This window comes from Bosea vestrisii, from assembly GCF_030144325.1.
Lineage (GTDB): Bacteria > Pseudomonadota > Alphaproteobacteria > Rhizobiales > Beijerinckiaceae > Allobosea > Allobosea vestrisii_A.
On record NZ_CP126307.1, the window covers coordinates 5746852 to 5764582 of the forward strand.

14 protein-coding genes and 1 pseudogene are annotated in these 17731 nt (G+C 66.6%); 9 read left to right on the forward strand and 6 right to left on the reverse strand.

Going from position 1 to position 17731, the window contains the following annotated elements; all coding sequences use genetic code 11:
* Positions 1 to 77: 77 nt before the first annotated feature.
* Together QO058_RS28395 and QO058_RS28400 are read left to right on the forward strand one after the other, a co-directional pair.
* Entirely contained in the window at positions 78 to 2168 is a 2091-nt protein-coding gene (locus QO058_RS28395; RefSeq protein WP_284169581.1) for a molybdopterin-containing oxidoreductase family protein, read from the forward strand.
* A 176-nt stretch (positions 2169 to 2344) separates the two neighbouring features.
* Positions 2345 to 2653 (forward strand): hypothetical protein, encoded by a 309-nt coding sequence (locus QO058_RS28400; RefSeq protein ID WP_284169582.1) that lies wholly within the window; start codon positions 2345 to 2347, stop codon positions 2651 to 2653.
* Between the two features lie 12 nt (positions 2654 to 2665).
* Here QO058_RS28400 and QO058_RS28405 read toward each other — a convergent pair whose 3' ends face one another.
* Entirely contained in the window at positions 2666 to 3382 is a 717-nt protein-coding gene (locus QO058_RS28405) for a glutathione S-transferase family protein (protein WP_284169584.1), read from the reverse strand.
* Between the two features lie 124 nt (positions 3383 to 3506).
* Between QO058_RS28405 and QO058_RS28410 the strand changes: the two are divergent.
* Positions 3507 to 4252 (forward strand): annotated as a pseudogene (locus QO058_RS28410) (helix-turn-helix transcriptional regulator).
* Between the two features lie 9 nt (positions 4253 to 4261).
* Here the strand turns inward: QO058_RS28410 and purN are convergent.
* Together purN and purM are read right to left on the reverse strand one after the other, a co-directional pair.
* Entirely contained in the window at positions 4262 to 4882 is a 621-nt protein-coding gene (gene purN / locus QO058_RS28415; protein ID WP_284169586.1) for a phosphoribosylglycinamide formyltransferase, read from the reverse strand.
* Positions 4879 to 5949: a phosphoribosylformylglycinamidine cyclo-ligase gene (purM, locus tag QO058_RS28420; protein WP_284169588.1), complete on the reverse strand. Its 1071-nt coding sequence runs from the start codon at positions 5947 to 5949 to the stop codon at positions 4879 to 4881. Before purM ends, purN begins: the two co-directional genes overlap by 4 nt.
* Before the next feature lie 248 nt (positions 5950 to 6197).
* On the opposite strand from purM, the gene QO058_RS28425 reads away from it, so the two are divergent.
* The 3 genes from QO058_RS28425 (at position 6198) to QO058_RS28435 (ending at position 8582) form a co-directional block, all read left to right on the forward strand.
* The gene (locus tag QO058_RS28425) at positions 6198 to 6728 is read left to right on the forward strand and encodes a CDP-alcohol phosphatidyltransferase family protein (RefSeq protein WP_284169589.1); all 531 of its coding nucleotides are present in this window, start codon (positions 6198 to 6200) and stop codon (positions 6726 to 6728) included.
* Between the two features lie 74 nt (positions 6729 to 6802).
* Positions 6803 to 7897 carry an AI-2E family transporter gene (locus QO058_RS28430; RefSeq protein WP_284169591.1) on the forward strand — a complete coding sequence of 365 codons (1095 nt, stop codon included), beginning with the start codon at positions 6803 to 6805 and terminating at the stop codon, positions 7895 to 7897.
* Positions 7884 to 8582, forward strand: coding sequence for a P-loop NTPase family protein (locus tag QO058_RS28435; RefSeq protein ID WP_284169593.1), 699 nt, complete (start codon positions 7884 to 7886; stop codon positions 8580 to 8582). The genes QO058_RS28430 and QO058_RS28435 overlap by 14 nt, the downstream gene beginning before the upstream one ends.
* A gap of 4 nt (positions 8583 to 8586) precedes the next feature.
* Here the strand turns inward: QO058_RS28435 and QO058_RS28440 are convergent, their stop codons facing one another.
* A complete protein-coding gene (locus tag QO058_RS28440) occupies positions 8587 to 9819 on the reverse strand; it encodes an acyl-CoA desaturase (RefSeq protein ID WP_284169595.1) in 1233 nt (410 codons plus the stop codon).
* A 282-nt stretch (positions 9820 to 10101) separates the two neighbouring features.
* Here QO058_RS28440 and QO058_RS28445 point away from each other — a divergent pair, with 282 nt between their 5' ends.
* Together QO058_RS28445 and ppx are read left to right on the forward strand one after the other, a co-directional pair.
* Positions 10102 to 12324, forward strand: coding sequence for an RNA degradosome polyphosphate kinase (locus QO058_RS28445; RefSeq protein ID WP_284169597.1), 2223 nt, complete (start codon positions 10102 to 10104; stop codon positions 12322 to 12324).
* Complete coding sequence (gene ppx, locus QO058_RS28450) at positions 12260 to 13822, forward strand: exopolyphosphatase (protein WP_284169599.1); 1563 nt, start codon at positions 12260 to 12262, stop codon at positions 13820 to 13822. The genes QO058_RS28445 and ppx overlap by 65 nt, the downstream gene beginning before the upstream one ends.
* Before the next feature lie 15 nt (positions 13823 to 13837).
* On the opposite strand, the gene QO058_RS31610 is transcribed toward ppx, so the two are convergent.
* Positions 13838 to 14656: a bestrophin-like domain gene (locus QO058_RS31610; RefSeq protein ID WP_465248691.1), complete on the reverse strand. Its 819-nt coding sequence runs from the start codon at positions 14654 to 14656 to the stop codon at positions 13838 to 13840.
* A 14-nt stretch (positions 14657 to 14670) separates the two neighbouring features.
* Complete coding sequence (rnd, locus tag QO058_RS28460; protein WP_284169600.1) at positions 14671 to 15810, reverse strand: ribonuclease D; 1140 nt, start codon at positions 15808 to 15810, stop codon at positions 14671 to 14673.
* Between the two features lie 141 nt (positions 15811 to 15951).
* On the opposite strand from rnd, the gene aspS reads away from it, so the two are divergent.
* Positions 15952 to 17730, forward strand: coding sequence for an aspartate--tRNA ligase (gene aspS, locus QO058_RS28465; protein WP_284173053.1), 1779 nt, complete (start codon positions 15952 to 15954; stop codon positions 17728 to 17730).
* Position 17731 lies beyond the last annotated feature (1 nt).

Here is a 17731-nt window from a genome sequence, read left to right on the forward strand (position 1 = left end):
GGCACCTTGCCCCGCTGCAGCCTGGCAATGCAACCGCCCCGCTTCCGCCGACACTGGACCTGTTCTAGGAAGGAGGCATGACAGAGCTTCCTCGCATCGCGCGTCTGCCCTCAGTCTGCCCGCATGACTGCCCCTCGGCCTGCTCCCTCGAGGTCGAGGTCATCGACGGCAAGACGATTGGGCGGGTCCGCGGCAACAAGCGCCAGAGCTACACCGATGGCGTGATCTGCGCAAAGGTCGCCCGCTACGCCGAGCGCATCCACCATCCGGACCGGTTGCTGCACCCTTTGCGGCGTGTCGGACCGAAGGGCTCGGGCGCCTTCGAGCGCATCTCCTGGGACGAGGCGCTGGGCGAGATCGCAGAGCGTTTCCTGGCGATCGAGGCCGAGCACGGCGCCGAGGCGGTCTGGCCCTATTATTATGCCGGCACCATGGGCCTTGTGATGCGCGACGGCATCAATCGCCTGCGCCATGCCAAGCGCTATTCCGGCCAGTACTCGACGATCTGCACCACCACCGCCTGGACCGGCTTCATCGCCGGCACCGGCAGGCTCGCCGGGCCGGACCCACGCGAGATGGCGAAATCGGACTGCGTCGTGATCTGGGGCACCAATGCGGTGCATACCCAGGTCAACGTCATGCACCACGCCATCAAGGCGCGGAAGGAGCGCGGCGCCAAGATCGTCGCGATCGACATCTATCGCAACGCCACGCTCGACCAGGCCGACCTTGCCCTGGTGCTCAAGCCCGGCACCGATGGCGCGCTCGCCTGTGCCGTCATGCATGTGCTGTTCCGCGACGGCCATGCCGATCGCGATTACCTCGCTCGCTTCGCCGATGCGCCGGACGAGCTCGAAGCGCATCTTGCGACCCGCACGCCAGAATGGGCGGCGGCGATCACGGGCCTCAGCGTCGCCGATATCGAAGAATTCGCTACGCTCGTCGGGACGCGCAAAAAGAGCTTCTTCCGACTCGGCTATGGCTTTGCCCGTCAGCGCAACGGCGCGGTCAACATCCATGCCGCCTCCTGCATCCCGACGGTGACCGGCGCCTGGCAGTACGAGGGCGGCGGTGCCTTCCACTCGAACAGCGGCATCTACAAATGGCGCAAGGGCCTGATCGAGGGGCTCGACAAGATCGACCGCAGCGTGCGCCAGCTCGACCAGTCGCAGATCGGGCGCGTGCTCACCGGCGATGCCGACGCGCTGCGCCAGGGTGGGCCGGTCAAGGCGCTGTTCATCCAGAACACCAATCCGGTCACCGTCGCGCCCGAGCAGGAGCTGGTGAAGCGCGGCTTTGCCCGCGAGGACCTTTTCACCGTCGTCCACGAGCAGTTCATGACTGAGACCGCGCTGATGGCAGACATCGTGCTGCCGGCGACGCAGTTCATGGAGCATGACGACCTCTACCAGGGCGGCGGCCACCAGCACATCATGTGGGGCGGCAAGCTCGTCGACCCGCCGGGCGAATGCCGCTCGAACCATGAGGTGATCTGCGCCCTGTCACAGCGTCTCGGCGCCGAGCATCGCGGTTTCACGATGACGCCGCGTGAGATCGTCGACTGGACCTTGCAGGAGACCGGACGCGGCACGCTCGACGAGCTGGTCGCCAATGATTTCATCGACGTGCAACCGGATTTCGAGACGGCACATTATCTCAACGGCTTCGGTTGGCGCGACGGCAAGTTCCGTTTCAAGCCGGACTGGACCAAGGTCCCGAACAGCAATGCCGGCCTCGTCGGCCCGCACGAGGCTCTGCCCTCGCTGCCTGATCATTGGGGCGTGATCGAAGCGGCCGATGACGAGCATCCATTCCGGCTCGCGACCAGCCCGGCGCGCAGTTTTCTCAACTCGAGCTTCACCGAGACGCCGACTGCCAGGAAGAAGGAAGGTGCGCCGACGCTGATGCTGCACCCTGACGATGCGGGCGCGCTCGGTATCGCGGCGGGCGATCATGTCACCGTCGGCAACCAGCGCGGCACGGTCGAACTCGACGCGGTGCTGTTCGACGGGCTGGTACGCGGCGTCGTCATCGCCGAGTCGATCTGGCCGAACGGCGCCCATCGCGGCGGCCGTGGCATCAACACCATCACCGGGGCAGATTCACCGGCGCCCTATGGCGGTGCCGCCTTCCACGACAACAAGGTCTGGATTCGCAAGGCGGTGTGACCTTTGCGTCATTGCTTTTTCGATGCCGCTGTGGACGATCCGCGCCGCGCGACGGCACAGCCTGTCGAGGGGAGATTCGGGAGTCTCCCCGGGCTCAGCCGCGGAAACGGACAACGCAAGTGATGATGAAGCGGCGGGTTGGGGCGGTCGTCTGGGCCGCGGGATTGTCCTTGTTGATGTCTGCCGGTGCGGCAATGGCGGCCGGCAGCACGAGTTCCCTGCCGCCGCCGGACCCGACGGCGAAGAACCTGACGCCCTACATGATCCAGCTGCGCGCCTTCGACGCCTGCCTGGTCACCCAGTCGCAATTGATGAGCACGACGCGCGAGGCCGTGCACACGCCGTGCAGCTGCTACGCCAAGGGCACGGTCAATGCGATGACCAAGGATGAGCTCCAGGCCTTCCGCGACACCGGCTATTTCAATGATTCGGCCCGCGAGAAGGGCTATGACTTCATCGACCGCTGCAAGCTGAAGCGGCCCTGAGCGCAGCGCGGCTCATGCCGCCCTTGCTGCGTCGGCGCTGAAGTAGCGCTCGCGCATCCGGCCGGCATAGGCGACCAGATTGGTGTGCTCCTGCAGCGCGCCACGCAGGGGCGAGTCGAAGACCTCGCACAGCCCGGCGATCATGAAGGCGCCGAGTGTCGCGTCGGCGCCGCTCGGATCAGGCCCGGTGAGATAAGGGTTTCCGCCGAGAATGCCGGCGAGCGCCTCCAGCGCCCGTTTTGCGAGTTCGAGCCGCTCGGCGTCGCTGTGCCGGCCCATGCCGTGGCCATGCAGGCTGCGGCGGACCTGGCGCTTGATCATCGCGACGACCAGCGGCCGCAGCGGCGCGGGAATGGCATCGAAGAAGCGCCGCGGCCCGCGATCGAAATTGGCGGGGTTGGCCCAGCGCTCCTGCACCACCATCCAGTACATGTGGTCCTCGAGCATCTTCTCGACGGCCCAGGCGGTACCGCGCTGCTCGGCGGAGAGGCCCTTGTCGAAGTCGATCCCGTGCGCCTGTTCAAGGTACAGCCGGATGAAGGTCGTGTCGGGAACGATCTTGTCGCCGTCGCGTAGCACCGGGAACTTGCCCTTTGGCGCCTTCTGCAGATTGCCGCGGATCCGCCGGTAAGGCAGGCCCGACATCTCCATCAGGATGATGCCCTTCATGCAGAACGGGCTTGGGTCGGGCTGGCCGAAGGCGGGCCCGAACACGTGAAGCTCCAGCATTCTTCCTCCCGGCCCGATGCAATTCGGTATGCAGCATGCACTGCTGCCACACTCCTGACATTTGATGTCAGGGCGAGTAGAGCAAGATCACCTTACGCCATCCCTCATAAAGCGGAACCACGCCATGCAGCGCGCTGAACGCTTGCTCGACCTGATCCAGGGCTGCGCCGCAGGCGTCGTCCCGTCACTGCCGAGACGCTCGCCTCCGAGCTCGACGTCTCGGTCCGCACAGTCTATCGCGATATTGCCGCCCTGCTGCGTCAGGGCGTGCCCGTGCGCGGCGAAGCCGGCATTGGCTATGTCCTCGACGCCGGCTTCGACCTGCCGCCATTGATGTTCTCGCCCGACGAGATCGAGGCTGTGCTGATCGGCATGCGCTGGCTCTCCGAGCGCGCCGACCCGACGCTGGCGCGTGCCGCCGAGGACGTCGTCGCCAAGGTCGCGGCGGTGCTGCCCCCGCATCTGCGGCCGATCTTGCTCGACGGCGCGCTGTTTGCGCCGGCCTATTGCAAGGATTCCGCGATCGTCGACCAGGTCGACGCCGCCGCGATCCGCGCCGCGATCCGCAACGGCCGCAAGCTCGATATCACCTATCGCGACGAGGCCGGCGCGCAATCGCAGCGAATGATCTGGCCGATCGGCATGACCTTCTTCGACCGGGTCCGCGTCGTCATCGCCTGGTGCGAGCTCAGGCAGGCCTTCCGCCATTTCCGCACCGATCGCATCGCTGAGCTCACCGCCCGCGAGGAGCGCTATCCGGCCCGTCGCGCCGACCTGTTCCGGCGCTGGCAGAAGGAGGAGCAGGAGGCCGCGGCGAGGCGGGCGATGGAGCAATCAAGCCTGCAGAGCGAGCCCGTGGCAGTGCAGTAGGCGGCTTGGTCAGCTGGCTGTCGCAGAATCTTCCAGCCCGATCGCCCCGGACGCCACGAGCGCCAGCGCCTGCGGGTAGATCCTGTGTTCCTGCTCCAGCACCCGCGCCGACAGGCTCGCCTCGTCGTCGCCGGGGAGGACCGGCACCTTCGCCTGCAGGATGGTCGGGCCGGCATCGAGCTCGGGCACGACGAAATGCACGGTGCAGCCATGCTCGGCGACGCCGGCTTCGAGCGCCCGTGCATGCGTATGCGTGCCGCGGAAATCCGGCAGCAGCGACGGGTGGATGTTGATCAGGCGGCCCTGCCAGCGCGTCAAGAACCAGGGCGTCAGCACGCGCATGAAGCCGGCGAGCGCGATGAGCTCGACCTGGCCCGCCCGCAGAACTTCATCGAGCGCGCGCTCGAAGGCTTCGCGGTCTTTGCCGAAGGGGCGGTGGTCGACGCTGGCCGTGGCGATGCCGGAGGCGGCCGCTCGCTCCAGCCCGCCGGCATCCGGCAGATTGGCGGCGACGAGCACGATCTCAGCCGGGAAATCGGTGGCTTTGGCCGCCTCGATCAGCGCGACCATATTCGAGCCGCGCCCGGAGATCAGGATCGCGGTTCGCGTCCGCCTCGCTGCCGTGCTCACAGGGCGAGCTTGCCGCGATAGACGACGGCCTCGTCCGCGCCGTGCGCCGTGACCTCGCCGAGCCGCACCGGCTTTTCGCCAGCCTCGGTCAACGCCGCCATGACGGCATCGGCCTGGGCAGCCTCCGCCACGACGATCATCCCGATGCCGCAGTTGAAGGTGCGGAGCATCTCACGCTCGGCAACGCCGCCGACCTTGGCGAGCCAGCCGAACACAGGCGGCACGGGGATTGCCGGCAGATCGATCGCGACACCGAGATCGTCGGGCAGCACGCGCGGAATGTTGTCGGGGAAGCCGCCACCGGTGATGTGCGCCAGCGCCTTGATGCCGGGTGCCGCCTTCAGCGCCTGCAGGAGGCTCTTCACATAGATCCGGGTCGGCTCCAGCAGCGCCTCGGCCAGCGTCCGCTCCGGCGCGAAGGGAGCGGGCGCCTCCCAGGCGAGGCCCGAGAGGGCGACGATGCGGCGGACCAGCGAATAGCCGTTCGAGTGCACGCCAGAGGAGGGCAGGCCAAGCACGACGTCGCCGGGGACGAGATCGGCGCGCGGCAGGAGCGTGCCGCGCTCGGCGGCGCCGACGGCGAAGCCGGCGAGATCGTAGTCGCTGCCGGCATACATGCCCGGCATCTCGGCGGTCTCGCCGCCGATCAGGGCGCAGCCGGCCTGGCGGCAGCCCTCGGCGATGCCGCGGACGATCTCGACGCCGGCCTTCGGGTCGAGCTTGCCGGTGGCGTAGTAGTCGAGGAAGAGCAGCGGCTCGGCGCCCTGCACCACGAGATCGTTGACGCACATGGCGACGAGGTCGATGCCGATCGTCGAATGCCGGCCGCTCTCGATCGCGATCTTGACCTTGGTGCCGACGCCGTCATTGGCGGCGACCAGGATCGGATCGGTGAAGCCGGCCGCCTTCAGGTCGAACAACCCGCCGAAGCCACCGATCTCAGCATCGGCGCCAGGACGGCGCGTCGAGCGCACCAGCGGCTTGATCGCGTCGACCATGGCGTTGCCGGCATCGATGTCGACGCCCGCCTGCGCATAGGTCAGCCCGTTGGCGCCCGGTTTCGTCATCGGTGTTCGCTCCTAAAGCCCGTTCCGATCGGCTTGCTACGCAAGCTGATCGGTAAAACGGTCTTTAAACCAAAAGTGAGAGACGGATTCACCGATCAGGTCGATACGACCTGATCGGATCCGGCCTCAGCTGCCGCGAGCGAATAGGCAAGCGCAAGGCGGGGGGCAAGCCCTTCCGCGAAAGCGTTTCGCACTTCTCCCGCCCATGTTCTACCCTGAGCTGCGATTCAGCCGGCAGGTTTCCCGCGATGACGCTTCCGAACCTGATCACGATCGGCCGCCTGATCCTGGTGCCGCTGGTGATCGTCATGATCATCAACGGCCGCTGGGACGAGGCCTTCTTTCTCTTCGTCGCTGCCGGCGTCTCCGACGCGATCGACGGCTTCATCGCCAAGCGCTTCGACATGAGAAGCGAGCTCGGTGCCTATCTCGACCCGCTCGCCGACAAGGCGCTGATCGTCTCGATCTACATCACGCTCGCCATCGTCGGCATCATCCCGGTCTGGCTGGTGATCGTCGTCGTCTCGCGTGACCTGATGATCGTCACGGCGGTGATCTTGTCCTGGCTGATGGCGAGGCCGGTGACGATCGCGCCGATTGTCGTCAGCAAGCTCAACACCGCCGCCCAGCTCGTTTTCGCGGCGCTTGTGCTCGGCTCGAAATCCTTCGGCATCGACGCCGGCGCGGTGATGCCGGCGGCGCAGATCGTCGTCGCAGCCTTGACGCTGGCCTCCATGGGCGCCTACCTCACCCTCTGGCTGCGGCACATGGCAGGTTGATCCAGCACCTTGGATGATCCGGGACGGATCACCATAATCAGGGCGCCGCGAGGCGGCCCCGTAGAGGCGAGTGCATGAGTCTTCAGCGTCAACTGCTCTTCTGGGCGCTCGCCCTCGCCATCCTCGTGCTCGGGTTGATGCTGTTCAGGGATGTGCTCCTGCCCTTCATCGCGGCGCTGGCGCTGGCCTATCTGCTCGATCCGCTGGCCGACCGGCTCGAGCGCTGGGGGCTCAGCCGGCTCACCGCGACGATCGCAATCCTCTGCCTCTTCCTGCTCGTCTTCGTCGTCGGGCTGGTCCTGCTGGCACCGCTGCTCAGCCAGCAGCTCGCGGGCCTGGTCGCGCGGCTGCCAAGCGACGCCGCCAAGCTGCAGGCTCTGATCATGGAGCGCGGCGCGCCACTTCTCGAACGGTTTGGCGGCGCCAAGCTCGCGCAGGACGCCCAGAGCTCGCTCGGCAATCTCGTCGGCGAAGCGACGAACTGGGTGGGCAAGCTGCTGGGGTCGCTCTGGTCGGGCGGCACCGCGATCATCGGCGTGTTCTCGCTCTTGGTGCTGACCCCGGTCATCGCCTTCTACCTGCTCGCCGACTGGGACCGCATGGTTGCGACGGTCGACAGCTGGCTGCCGCTCGATCATCGCGACACGGTCCGCGGCCTGTTGCACGAGATGGACACGGCCATCGCCGGCTTCCTGCGCGGCCAGGCCCTGGTTTGCCTGCTGCTCGGGACATTCTATGCGATCGGGCTGTCGCTGGTCGGCGTCAATTTCGGCGCGCTGATCGGCATCATCAGCGGCTTTCTCTCCTTCATTCCCTATGTCGGCTCGCTGACGGGGCTCGTGCTCTCGGTCGGCGTCGCGACCGTGCAGTTCTGGCCGGACTGGACGATGCCGCTGTTGACGCTCGCCGTCTTCGCCGTCGGCCAGTTCATCGAGGGCAACATCCTGCAGCCCAAGCTCGTCGGCGACTCGATCGGCGTGCACCCGGTCTGGCTGATGTTCGCGCTGCTCGCCTTCGGCTCGCTCTTCGGCTTCGTCGGCCTGCTGCTCGCCGTGCCGCTGGCGGCGGTCATCGGCGTGCTGGCGCGCTTCGTGCTGCGGCAGTACCTCGCCAGCCCCTATTACCGCGGCGATGCCGGTCGGCCGCCCGAGCCCCATGTCGAGCTTTGAGCCGCCGGTGAAGCCGCGCCAGCTCGCCTTCGACCTGCCGGTCGACAGCCGGCATGGCGTCGAGGATTTCCTCATCGGGCCCTCGAACGAGCAGGCCTATGGCCTGATCGAGAGCTGGCCGAACTGGCCGGCGTCCTGGCTGCGCCTGATCGGGCCGGAAGGGGCGGGCAAGACCCATCTCGCCGCGATCTGGGCGGCGCGCGCCCATGCCTGGACGGTGTCGGCGGCCGAGCTCGACGAAGCCAAGGTCCCGCATCTGACCTCCGGCGGCGCGCTGGTGATCGAGGATTGCGACCGCGTCCCGCTCGACGAGCCGGCATTGTTTCATCTGCTCAATGCCACCAAGGCGCGCGGCGCCTCCGTGCTGCTGACGGCGCGGACCGAACCGGCTCAATGGGGGCTGAAGGTGCCGGACCTGCTCTCGCGCCTGCGGCTGGCACCGCAAGCCGAGATCGCCGCGCCTGATGACGCGCTGCTGCGCGCGCTGCTGGTCAAGCTCTTCGTCGACCGTCAGCTCATCGTCGACACCAGCACGATCGAGACGCTGGCACTGCGGATGGAGCGCTCCTTCGCCGCAGCGCGCGACCTCGTCGATGCGCTCGACCGGCTCTCGCTCGAGCGCGGCCGGCGCGTCACCCGCGCCATGGCCACCGAGGTGGTCGCCTCGCTTTTCCCGGACGAGTGACCGCTCAGGCCTTCGCCGTATTCGCGGCGCCGGTCAGGCGGGCATGGATCGTCTCGATCAGGAGGTCGTGCGCCCGCGCCGCGATCGCGTCGAGCGACTGGGTCTTGACGAACATGGCGGCAGCCTTCTCGGCCAGCTCTTCGCGGCTCGGCAGGGTCGGCATGTGCCATTGCGCGATCGCGTCCTGCGCCTGCGCCTGCATCGCATGCAATTGCTCGCTGGCCCGCACCTGTAGCGCGGTAAGTGCCTCGCGGAACTCGGGGAGCGTCAGCGTCGGAAGGTGCAGCTCGGGCAGGCCGGGCACGTTGGCATAGGCGTCGCGCACGGACTGAACGATGCGCTCCACCGGGACGGAGGCCGCGAGCCGCTCGGCCGAGCGCTCGATCACGCGCGGCGGCAGCGCCTGCGAGCGCTCGACGACGGCCTGTGGCGGCGCCTTCAGGTCCCAGACCAGGCGCAGCTTCGACAGGCCGAGGATGAGGTAATAGGTCGGATCCCACTGCCACCAGCGAAAGCCCTGGCGGACGCTGTACTGATAGGCGTGGTGGTTGTTGTGCCAGCCTTCGCCCATGGTGATGATCGCCAGCCACCAATTGTTCCGGCTCTCATCGCCGGTGACGTAGTCCTTGTCGCCATGCACATGCGCCAGCGAGTTGATGCAGAAGGTGCCGTGATGGACCGCGACCGTCGACCAGAAGAAGCCGACGAACAGGCCGGTCCAGCCGTCGATGGCGAAGCAGGCGATGGCGAGCAGCACCGCCGGAAGCAGCTCGAAGCGGTGCAGGAAGCGCAGCTCCGGGAAGCGGGTCAGGTCGGTGACGGTCGAGGTGTCGCAGCGATCGTGGCCGTTGCTGAAGATCCAGCCGACATGCGAGTAGAAGAAGGAGGTCAGCACCGGCGAATGTACGTCATGCTCGGTGTCGGCGAAGCGGTGATGGTGCCGGTGCTTCGAGGCCCACCAGATTACGCTCTTCTGCGCCGTCGACTGGGCGAGGAAAGCGAGCACGAACTGGCCGATCCGGCTGGTCTTGTAGGTCCGGTGCGAGAAGTAGCGGTGATAGCCGCCGGTCACCGCGAACATGCGCAGCCAGTAAAGGCCGAAGGCGAGCCAGAGTGAGGTCGCGCTGACGCCGCTCCAGAGCGCGCCGAAGCAGGCGAGATGGGCCAGCACAAAGGGAATGGCCGAAGGGTAGACGATGTCGCCGTGATCGTCGGCGTGCTGGAGTTTCTCTGACAAGTTCGTTCTCTAAAAGTGCGTCTGGAGGCATGCGAGATTCACATGCCGACCAAACAGCAGGGGCGGGACTGGCGCAAGCGCCGTCAGCGTCGCAGCACAGGAAATGGCAGGCGGCGGTCGGTCGAAGCCGTTCATGACGTTTCGGCCTCGCTTGTCATCGAACCGTCACGCTACGATGGCTTCAAGACGAGGGCGGTCGCAACGGCTGCAAGCAAAACGACACAGAACACAGCTACAGGACCGGCAGTGGCACGAGCGGCATCGACAGCGAGAGCGAAGCGAATGACCCAAGATGTGGCGGAAGCGCCGGTCCAGGCAACTGCGGCTGCGGCCCCGGCTCCGACAGCGGCGGTCCTGCAGATTGACGAACAGCTTCGGCAGTCGCCGAAGCGCTTCATGAACCGGGAGCTGTCCTGGCTGCAGTTCAATCGGCGGGTGATGGAGGAGGCCTCCAACCGCAACCACCCGCTGCTCGAGCAGCTGCGCTTCCTCTCGATCTCGGCGAACAATCTCGACGAGTTCTTCATGGTGCGCGTCTCCGGCCTGCGCGAGCAGCTCAAGGCCGGCGTGGTGACGCCGAGCCAGGACGGCTTGAGCCCGGCCGAGCAGCTCACGGCGCTGGGCGAGGGGGTCTCGTTGCTGACCCGCGACCAGCAGACCCGCTGGAGCGAGCTCAAGCACGACCTGGAGGCGAACCGGATCGTGCTGTTGCGGCAGGTCGATATCGGCGCGCAGGATCGCATCTGGCTGGAAGACCGCTTCCTTCACTATGTCTTCCCGGTGCTGACGCCGCTGGCGATCGACCCGGCCCACCCGTTCCCCTTCATCCCGAATCTCGGCTTCACCATCGCCCTGGCGCTTGAACGGGTCAGTGACGGGCGGGCGCTTGACGCGCTGATCCGCGTCCCGGTGAAGATCGACCGCTTCATCGAACTGCCCGATCTCGCCCGTGAGGGCGTCCAGCGCTTCATCATGCTGGAAGATCTGGTCGCGCTCTTCATCGGCAAGCTCTTCCCCGGCTACGAGGTCAAGGGCACCGGCTCCTTCCGGATCATCCGCGACTCCGATCTCGACATCGAGGAGGAGGCGGAGGACCTGGTCCGCGTCTTCGAGACCATGCTGAAGCAGCGCCGTCGCGGCGTCGTCATCCGGCTTGAGCTCCATTCCGACATGCCGGCGCATCTGCGCAGCATGATCATCCGCGAGCTCAAGGTCGATCCCGACGAGATCGTCGTGGTCGATGGCATGATCGGCCTGAACGAACTCTCGCAGCTCGTCGGCGTCGACCGTCCGGATCTGAAGTTCAAGCCCTACAATGCCCGCTTTCCCGAGCGCATCCGCGAGCATGGCGGCGACTGCTTCGCCGCGATCCGCCAGAAGGACCTGATCGTCCACCACCCCTATGAGAGCTTCGACGTCGTCGTGCAGTTCCTGCAGCAAGCGGCGCGCGATCCCAATGTCGTCGCGATCAAGCAGACGCTGTATCGCACCTCGTCGAACTCGCCGATCGTCCAGGCGCTGGCTGAGGCTGCCGAGGCCGGCAAGTCGGTGACCGCGCTGGTCGAGCTCAAGGCGCGCTTCGACGAGGAAGCCAACATCCGCTGGGCCAAGGATCTGGAGCGCGCCGGTGTTCAGGTCGTCTACGGCTTCATCGAGCTCAAGACCCACGCCAAGCTCTCGATGGTGGTGCGCCGCGAGGCCGGTCAATTCGTGACCTATTGTCATATCGCGACCGGCAACTACCACCCGATCACGGCGCGCATCTACACCGACGTCTCCTTCTTCACCGCCGACCCGGTGATGGCGCAGGACGTCGCACGCATCTTCAACTTCATCACCGGCTATGCCGAGCCGGCCGAGCTCGAGCGCATGGCCGTCTCGCCGGTCAATCTGAAGAAGCGCCTGCTCGACGACATCGCCGAGGAGGTCGCGCATGTGAAGGCGGGCCGTAAGGGCGCGATCTGGGGCAAGTGCAACTCGCTGGTCGATCCCGAGATCATCGACGCGCTCTACGACGCCAGCCAGGCCGGCGTGCAGATCGACTTTGTCGTGCGCGGCATCTGCTGCCTCCGGCCGGGCGTGCCGGGCCTCTCCGACAATATCCGCGTCAAGTCGATCGTCGGGCGTTTCCTGGAGCATACCCGCGTCTATGCCTTCGGCGCCGGTCACGGCATGCCTTCGGCCAAGGCCAAGCTCTACATCTCCTCGGCCGATTTGATGCCGCGCAATCTCGACCGCCGCGTCGAGGCGCTGACTCCGATTCTGAACGCGACGGTCCACCAGCAGATGCTCGAACAAATCATGCTGGCGAACTTTCTCGACAACGAACAGAGTTGGACCATCTTGCCCGATGGCGGCTCGCGACGCATTGTCCCGCCATCGGCCGAAGAGTCGTTCAACGCCCACAAGTATTTCATGACGAATCCGAGTCTGTCTGGTCGTGGAAAATCTCTCTCGAGTTCGAGCCCGCGCAGCCTCTCCCGCCGCGCCAGCAAGAAGGCCTGAGCAGGCGCCGAGCCGGCTGAGCGTCGGCGACACCGTCGCGATCATCGACATCGGCTCGAACTCGGTCCGCCTCGTCGTCTACGAAAACCTGTCGCGGGCTCCCGCGCAGGTCTTCAACGAGAAGGAGATGGCAGGCCTTGCTCGGCAGGTCGCGTCGACCGGCATGCTGCCGGCGGATGCGATCGACAAGGCTTTGTCGGCGCTGGTGCGCTTCCGCATCCTGTGCGAGGCCATGCATGTCGGCGAGCTGCGCGTCATCGCCACGGCGGCGGCCCGCTATGCCAAGAACGGTCCTGACTTCATTACGCGCGCCGAGGCGGCCGTCGGCCAGCCGATCGAGCTGATCTCAGGCGACCGCGAGGCCTATCTCTCGGCGCTCGGCGTGATCTCCGGCTTCGATCAGCCGCATGGCGTCGTCGGCGACCTCGGCGGCGGCTCGCTCGAGCTCATCTCGGTGGACGGTGACAAGGTTGGAGCGGGGATCAGCCTGCCGCTCGGCGGTCTCGCGCTGATCGACCGCTCCGGGAACTCGATGAAGGCGGCCGAGAAGATCGTCCGCGACGATCTCGACCATCACCCGCAGTTGGCGGCGATGCGCGGGCGCGATTTCTACGCCGTCGGCGGCACCTGGCGCGCGCTCGCGACCCTGCACCAGCGCCAGTCGGGCTATCCGCTCAACGTCATGCACGGCTATATTGTGCCGGCCCGCGAGGCGAGCGACTTCGTCCGCCTCGTCGAGCGCGCCGACGCCTCGATGCTGGAAGCGATCGAGGCCGTCTCCTCCGCCCGGCGCCCGCTGCTCGCCTATGGCGCGCTGGTGCTCGACCAGATCATCAAGCGCGGCCGGCCGCGCAATGTCGTGATCTCCGCCAATGGCGTGCGCGAAGGCCTGCTGCACGAGCAACTCGACAAGGGCGAACGCTCTGCCGATGCGCTGCTGCGCGGCGCCGAGGATTATAACCAGCTGCGCGCCCGCGATCCGCGCCACGCCGAAGATCTGATCGCCTGGACCAATCAGCTTGTCGCCGGCGCCTATCCAAATGACGACCCGGCGCTGCAGCGGCTCCAGCTCGCTGCCTGCCTGCTCTCCGATATCGGCTGGCGCGCCCATCCCGACTATCGCGGCGAGCAGACGCTCAACGTCATCGCCCATGCCTCGTTCAGCGGCGTCGACCACGCCGGCCGCGCCTTCCTCGCGCTGACGGCGTTCTATCGCTATGCGGGCCTGAAGGCCTCGGCGCCGGCGGTCGAGGGTCTGCGGCGGCTGCTGACGACACGCCTGCTCGAACGCATCCATATCCTCGCCGCCGCTTTCCGGGTCGCCTATCTGATCTCGGCCGGCATGCCCGGAATCCTGTCGCGAGCACCGCTGACTTGCGTCGACAGCCGCCTCGTCCTGCGCCTGCCGGATGATCTGAGGTCGCTGGCGAGCGAGCGCGTCACGGGGCGGCTGAAGCAGCTCGCGAAACTACTGGGGCGTGAGCTCGATATCCGCTGAGCGGCAAGACCCGATCTAGCGCGTCATCAGCCCCTGGAACGCGGTCGGCTGGATCGATATCCGGCCGATGAACGGGCGATCATGCGCCAGGATGACGAAATAGGCCGCGGAAACCACCACCACATAAAGATGCGCGGCCACGATCTGCATGCGGAAAGCATGGCTGTTGCAGATGATGATCGAGAGCATGGTGGCCGTCGAGATCAGCCACATGGCGCACCATTGCGCCCAGGTGATGCCGGCTATGGAAGCCGCCAGCCTTGCGAGCCGCGCATGGCGGATTTCGAGAAGCTGGTTGAGGAGCGGCGCGTAGGCCGCCACCGCATTCTGCCGGGAGACCAGCTGGATCGCCCCGAGCAGGTGCTTTTCCGATTTATCGAAGATCTCATCGTTGAGAGGCGTGCTTCTGGCCATCGCTGGCCAGTCGATCGCGACGACCTCGTGCAGATAGGCCTGCAACCCGTTGGCCAGCTCGGACCGCGTCTCCTCGGGCAGCACCACCGATAGCGTCAGCGCCGTCTCCACTGCATCGGCCTCGCGCTGGACCGCGGTGCGCGCCGAAACGGCGTCGTTCCAGATGCCGGCCGCGGAGAAGGCGACGATCAGGGCGAACAGCCCGCCGCAGGTGTTGATGATGGAATCGCGGATCGGCAGCGGCTCGTCCAGGCGATAGCCGAGACGTGGAATGGCAAAGCGCGCGAGGCCGATCAGGAGCCAGCAGGCCGCGACGCTGAGCGCCAGGACCGCGAGGGAACATCGCCGCCAGCGGCAGTTGATGGAACAGGATGAACACGTCGCCCCCGAACTCCGCCGGCGCTCATACGACAGCAGCAGACCTGATGGCGGCCCTAGCCGACCGTGACCCGTCCGCGCACGATCCTGAGCGCCAGCGAGCCGTTCTTCAGCGCCAGCGCCTTCTCACCGAAAAGCTCGCGGCGCCAGCCCTTCAGAGCCGGCACGTCGGCCTCGTCGTTGCTGGCGATCTCCTCGAGGTCGTCGCTGGAGGCGATGATCTTCGGCGCGACGCGCTCGGTGTCGGCGGTCGCCTTGAGCAGGACCTTGAGCAAATCGAGCACGGCACCGTTGCTCGGTCGGCCGCGCTCGCGCTCGAGCCGGGGCAGGCTGTGCGGATCGAGCGCCAAAGCGCGTTCGACCGCCGCCAGCACCTCGCCGCCGGAGCGTGAGCGCTCGAAGCCGTTCGGCACGGAGCGTAATTCGGCCAACGCCTCGGTCGAGCGTGGTGCACGCTGGACGATATCCATGAGGGCGTCGTCCTTGAGCACGCGCTGGCGCGGCACGTCGCGATGCTGTGCCTCGCGCTCGCGCCAGGCGGCGAGCTCCATCAGCACCGCCAGCTCCTTCGGCTTGCGCAGGCGCCCCTTGAGTCGCTGCCAGGCGTTCTCCGGCTTGACCTCGTAGGTTCCCGGCGAGTTGAGCACCGCCATCTCTTCGGCGACCCAGCTCTCGCGACCGCTCGCGGCGAGATCGGCCTGCAGCGCCAGGTAGACGTCGCGCAGATGGGTGACGTCGGATTCGGCGTAGGTCAGCTGCGCCTCGCTGAGCGGGCGGCGCGACCAGTCGGTGAAGCGCGAGGATTTGTCGACACGCGCCTTGGCGAGGTCGTTGACGAGCTGCTCATAGCCGACCGAGTCGCCATAGCCGCAGACCATGGCCGCGACCTGGGTATCGAACAGGGGCGTCGGCAGCACACGGCCGAGCATCCAGACGATTTCGAGGTCCTGCCGGGCGGCATGGAAGACCTTGACCACGTTCTGGTCTGTCATCAGCCCCATGAGCGGCGCAAGATCGAGGCCCTCAGCCAGCGGGTCGACCATCACGGCCTCGTCCGGCGAAGCCATCTGAACCAGGCAGAGCTTCGGATAATAGGTCGTCTCGCGCAGGAACTCCGTGTCGACGGTGACGAAGGGGTGCGCGGCGAGGCGGGAGCAGGCGGAGGCGAGCTCGTCGGTGGTGTTGATCAGATTCATGGCAGGCGCTCTTAGCAGATGAAAGCGCGCCATGTCGCGGGCGTTCTTGACAAGCGAGCCGCGCGCGTGTGGTTACGGCGCCAAATCGCTTGCGTGCCCGCTATCGGCCGCACGGACGCCCGGAAAGCTGAACCCGTGACCTTGCATCGCTACCGTTCCCACACCTGCGGCGCTCTCCGCGAGAGCGACATCGGCGCCTCCGTGCGCCTGTCCGGCTGGTGCCATCGCATCCGCGACCATGGCGGCGTTCTGTTCATCGATCTTCGCGACCATTACGGCCTGACCCAGGTCGTGATCGATCCGGATTCGCCCGCTTTCGCCGATGCCGAGAAGGCACGCGCCGAATGGGTCATCCGCATCGACGGCAAGGTCAAGCCACGTCTTGCCGGCACCGAGAACGCCAACCTCGCCACCGGCGCGGTCGAGGTCTTCGCCACGGCAATCGAAGTGCTGGGTCCATCGGCCGAACTGCCGCTGCCGGTCTTCGGCGACCTGGAATATCCCGAGGACACCCGCCTCAAATACCGCTTCCTCGATCTGCGCCGCGAGAAGCTGCACAACAACATCATGCTGCGCGGCAAGGTCATCGATTCGATGCGCCGCCGCATGAAGGATTCGGGCTTCTCCGAGTTCCAGACACCGATCCTGACCGCGTCGTCGCCGGAAGGCGCCCGCGACTTCCTGGTGCCGAGCCGCCTGCACCCGGGCAAGTTCTATGCGCTGCCGCAGGCGCCGCAGCAGTACAAGCAGCTCCTGATGATGGCGGGCTTCGATCGCTACTTCCAGATCGCGCCCTGCTTCCGCGACGAGGATCCGCGCGCCGACCGGCTGCCCGGCGAGTTCTATCAGCTCGACGTCGAGATGAGCTTCGTCGAGCAGGAAGACGTATTCGCCACCATGGAGCCGGTGATCGCCGGCGTCTTCGAGGAGTTCGGCGAAGGCAAGTCGGTCACCCGCAACTGGCCGCGCATCCCCTATGCCGAGGCGCTGCGCAAATACGGCTCCGACAAGCCAGATCTGCGCAACCCGATCGAGATGCAGGACGTCTCCGAGCAATTCCGCTGCTCGGGCTTCAAGGTTTTTGCCCGTATCCTCGAGGGCGAGAAGAACCGCATCTGGGCGATTCCCGCGCCGGGCGGCGGCTCCCGTGCCTTCTGCGACCGGATGAACTCCTGGGCGCAGGGCGAAGGCCAGCCCGGCCTCGGCTATCTGATGGTCAAGGAAGACGGCGAGGGGCAGGGGCCGATCGCCAACAATATCGGCCCCGAGCGCGTCGCCGCGATCATCGCCCAGATGGGGCTGAAGGGCGGGGACGCCTGCTTCTTCGTCGCGGGCGATCCGGACAAGTTCTACAAGTTCGCCGGCAGTGCCCGGAACAAGGTCGGCTCCGAGCTCGGGCTGATCGACGAGAACGCCTTCGCCTTCGCCTGGATCGTCGACTTCCCGATGTTCGAGTACAACGAGGACGAGAAGAAGGTCGACTTCTCGCACAACCCGTTCTCGATGCCGCAGGGCGGTCTGAAGTCGCTGCTCGAGGACGATCCGATTTCGATCAAGGCGTTCCAGTACGACATCGCCTGCAATGGCTACGAGCTCGCCTCCGGCGGCATCCGCAACCATAAGCCCGAAGCGATGGTGAAAGCCTTCGAGATCGCCGGCTATGGCGAGGAGACGGTCATCGAGCGCTTCGGCGGCATGTACCGGGCCTTCCAGTATGGCGCGCCGCCGCATGGCGGCATGGCTGCGGGCGTCGACCGCATCATCATGCTGCTCGCCGGTGCGACCAACCTGCGCGAGGTCGCGCTGTTCCCGATGAACCAGCAGGCGGTCGACTTGCTGATGGGTGCGCCGTCGCCGGCGAGCCCGAAGCAGCTGCGCGAGGCGCATCTGCGCGTCAACCTGACCGAGAAAGACGGCTGAG

Coding starts and splice junctions, on each gene's coding strand:
- QO058_RS28395 (WP_284169581.1), top strand. CDS start 78: ATGACAGAGCTTCCTCGCATCGCGCGTCTGCCCTCAGTCTGCCCGCAT.
- QO058_RS28400 (WP_284169582.1), top strand. CDS start 2,345: ATGTCTGCCGGTGCGGCAATGGCGGCCGGCAGCACGAGTTCCCTGCCG.
- QO058_RS28405 (WP_284169584.1), bottom strand. CDS start 3,382: ATGCTGGAGCTTCACGTGTTCGGGCCCGCCTTCGGCCAGCCCGACCCA.
- purM (WP_284169588.1), bottom strand. CDS start 5,949: ATGACGAAACCGGGCGCCAACGGGCTGACCTATGCGCAGGCGGGCGTC.
- QO058_RS28425 (WP_284169589.1), top strand. CDS start 6,198: ATGACGCTTCCGAACCTGATCACGATCGGCCGCCTGATCCTGGTGCCG.
- QO058_RS28430 (WP_284169591.1), top strand. CDS start 6,803: ATGAGTCTTCAGCGTCAACTGCTCTTCTGGGCGCTCGCCCTCGCCATC.
- QO058_RS28435 (WP_284169593.1), top strand. CDS start 7,884: ATGTCGAGCTTTGAGCCGCCGGTGAAGCCGCGCCAGCTCGCCTTCGAC.
- QO058_RS28445 (WP_284169597.1), top strand. CDS start 10,102: ATGACCCAAGATGTGGCGGAAGCGCCGGTCCAGGCAACTGCGGCTGCG.
- rnd (WP_284169600.1), bottom strand. CDS start 15,810: ATGAATCTGATCAACACCACCGACGAGCTCGCCTCCGCCTGCTCCCGC.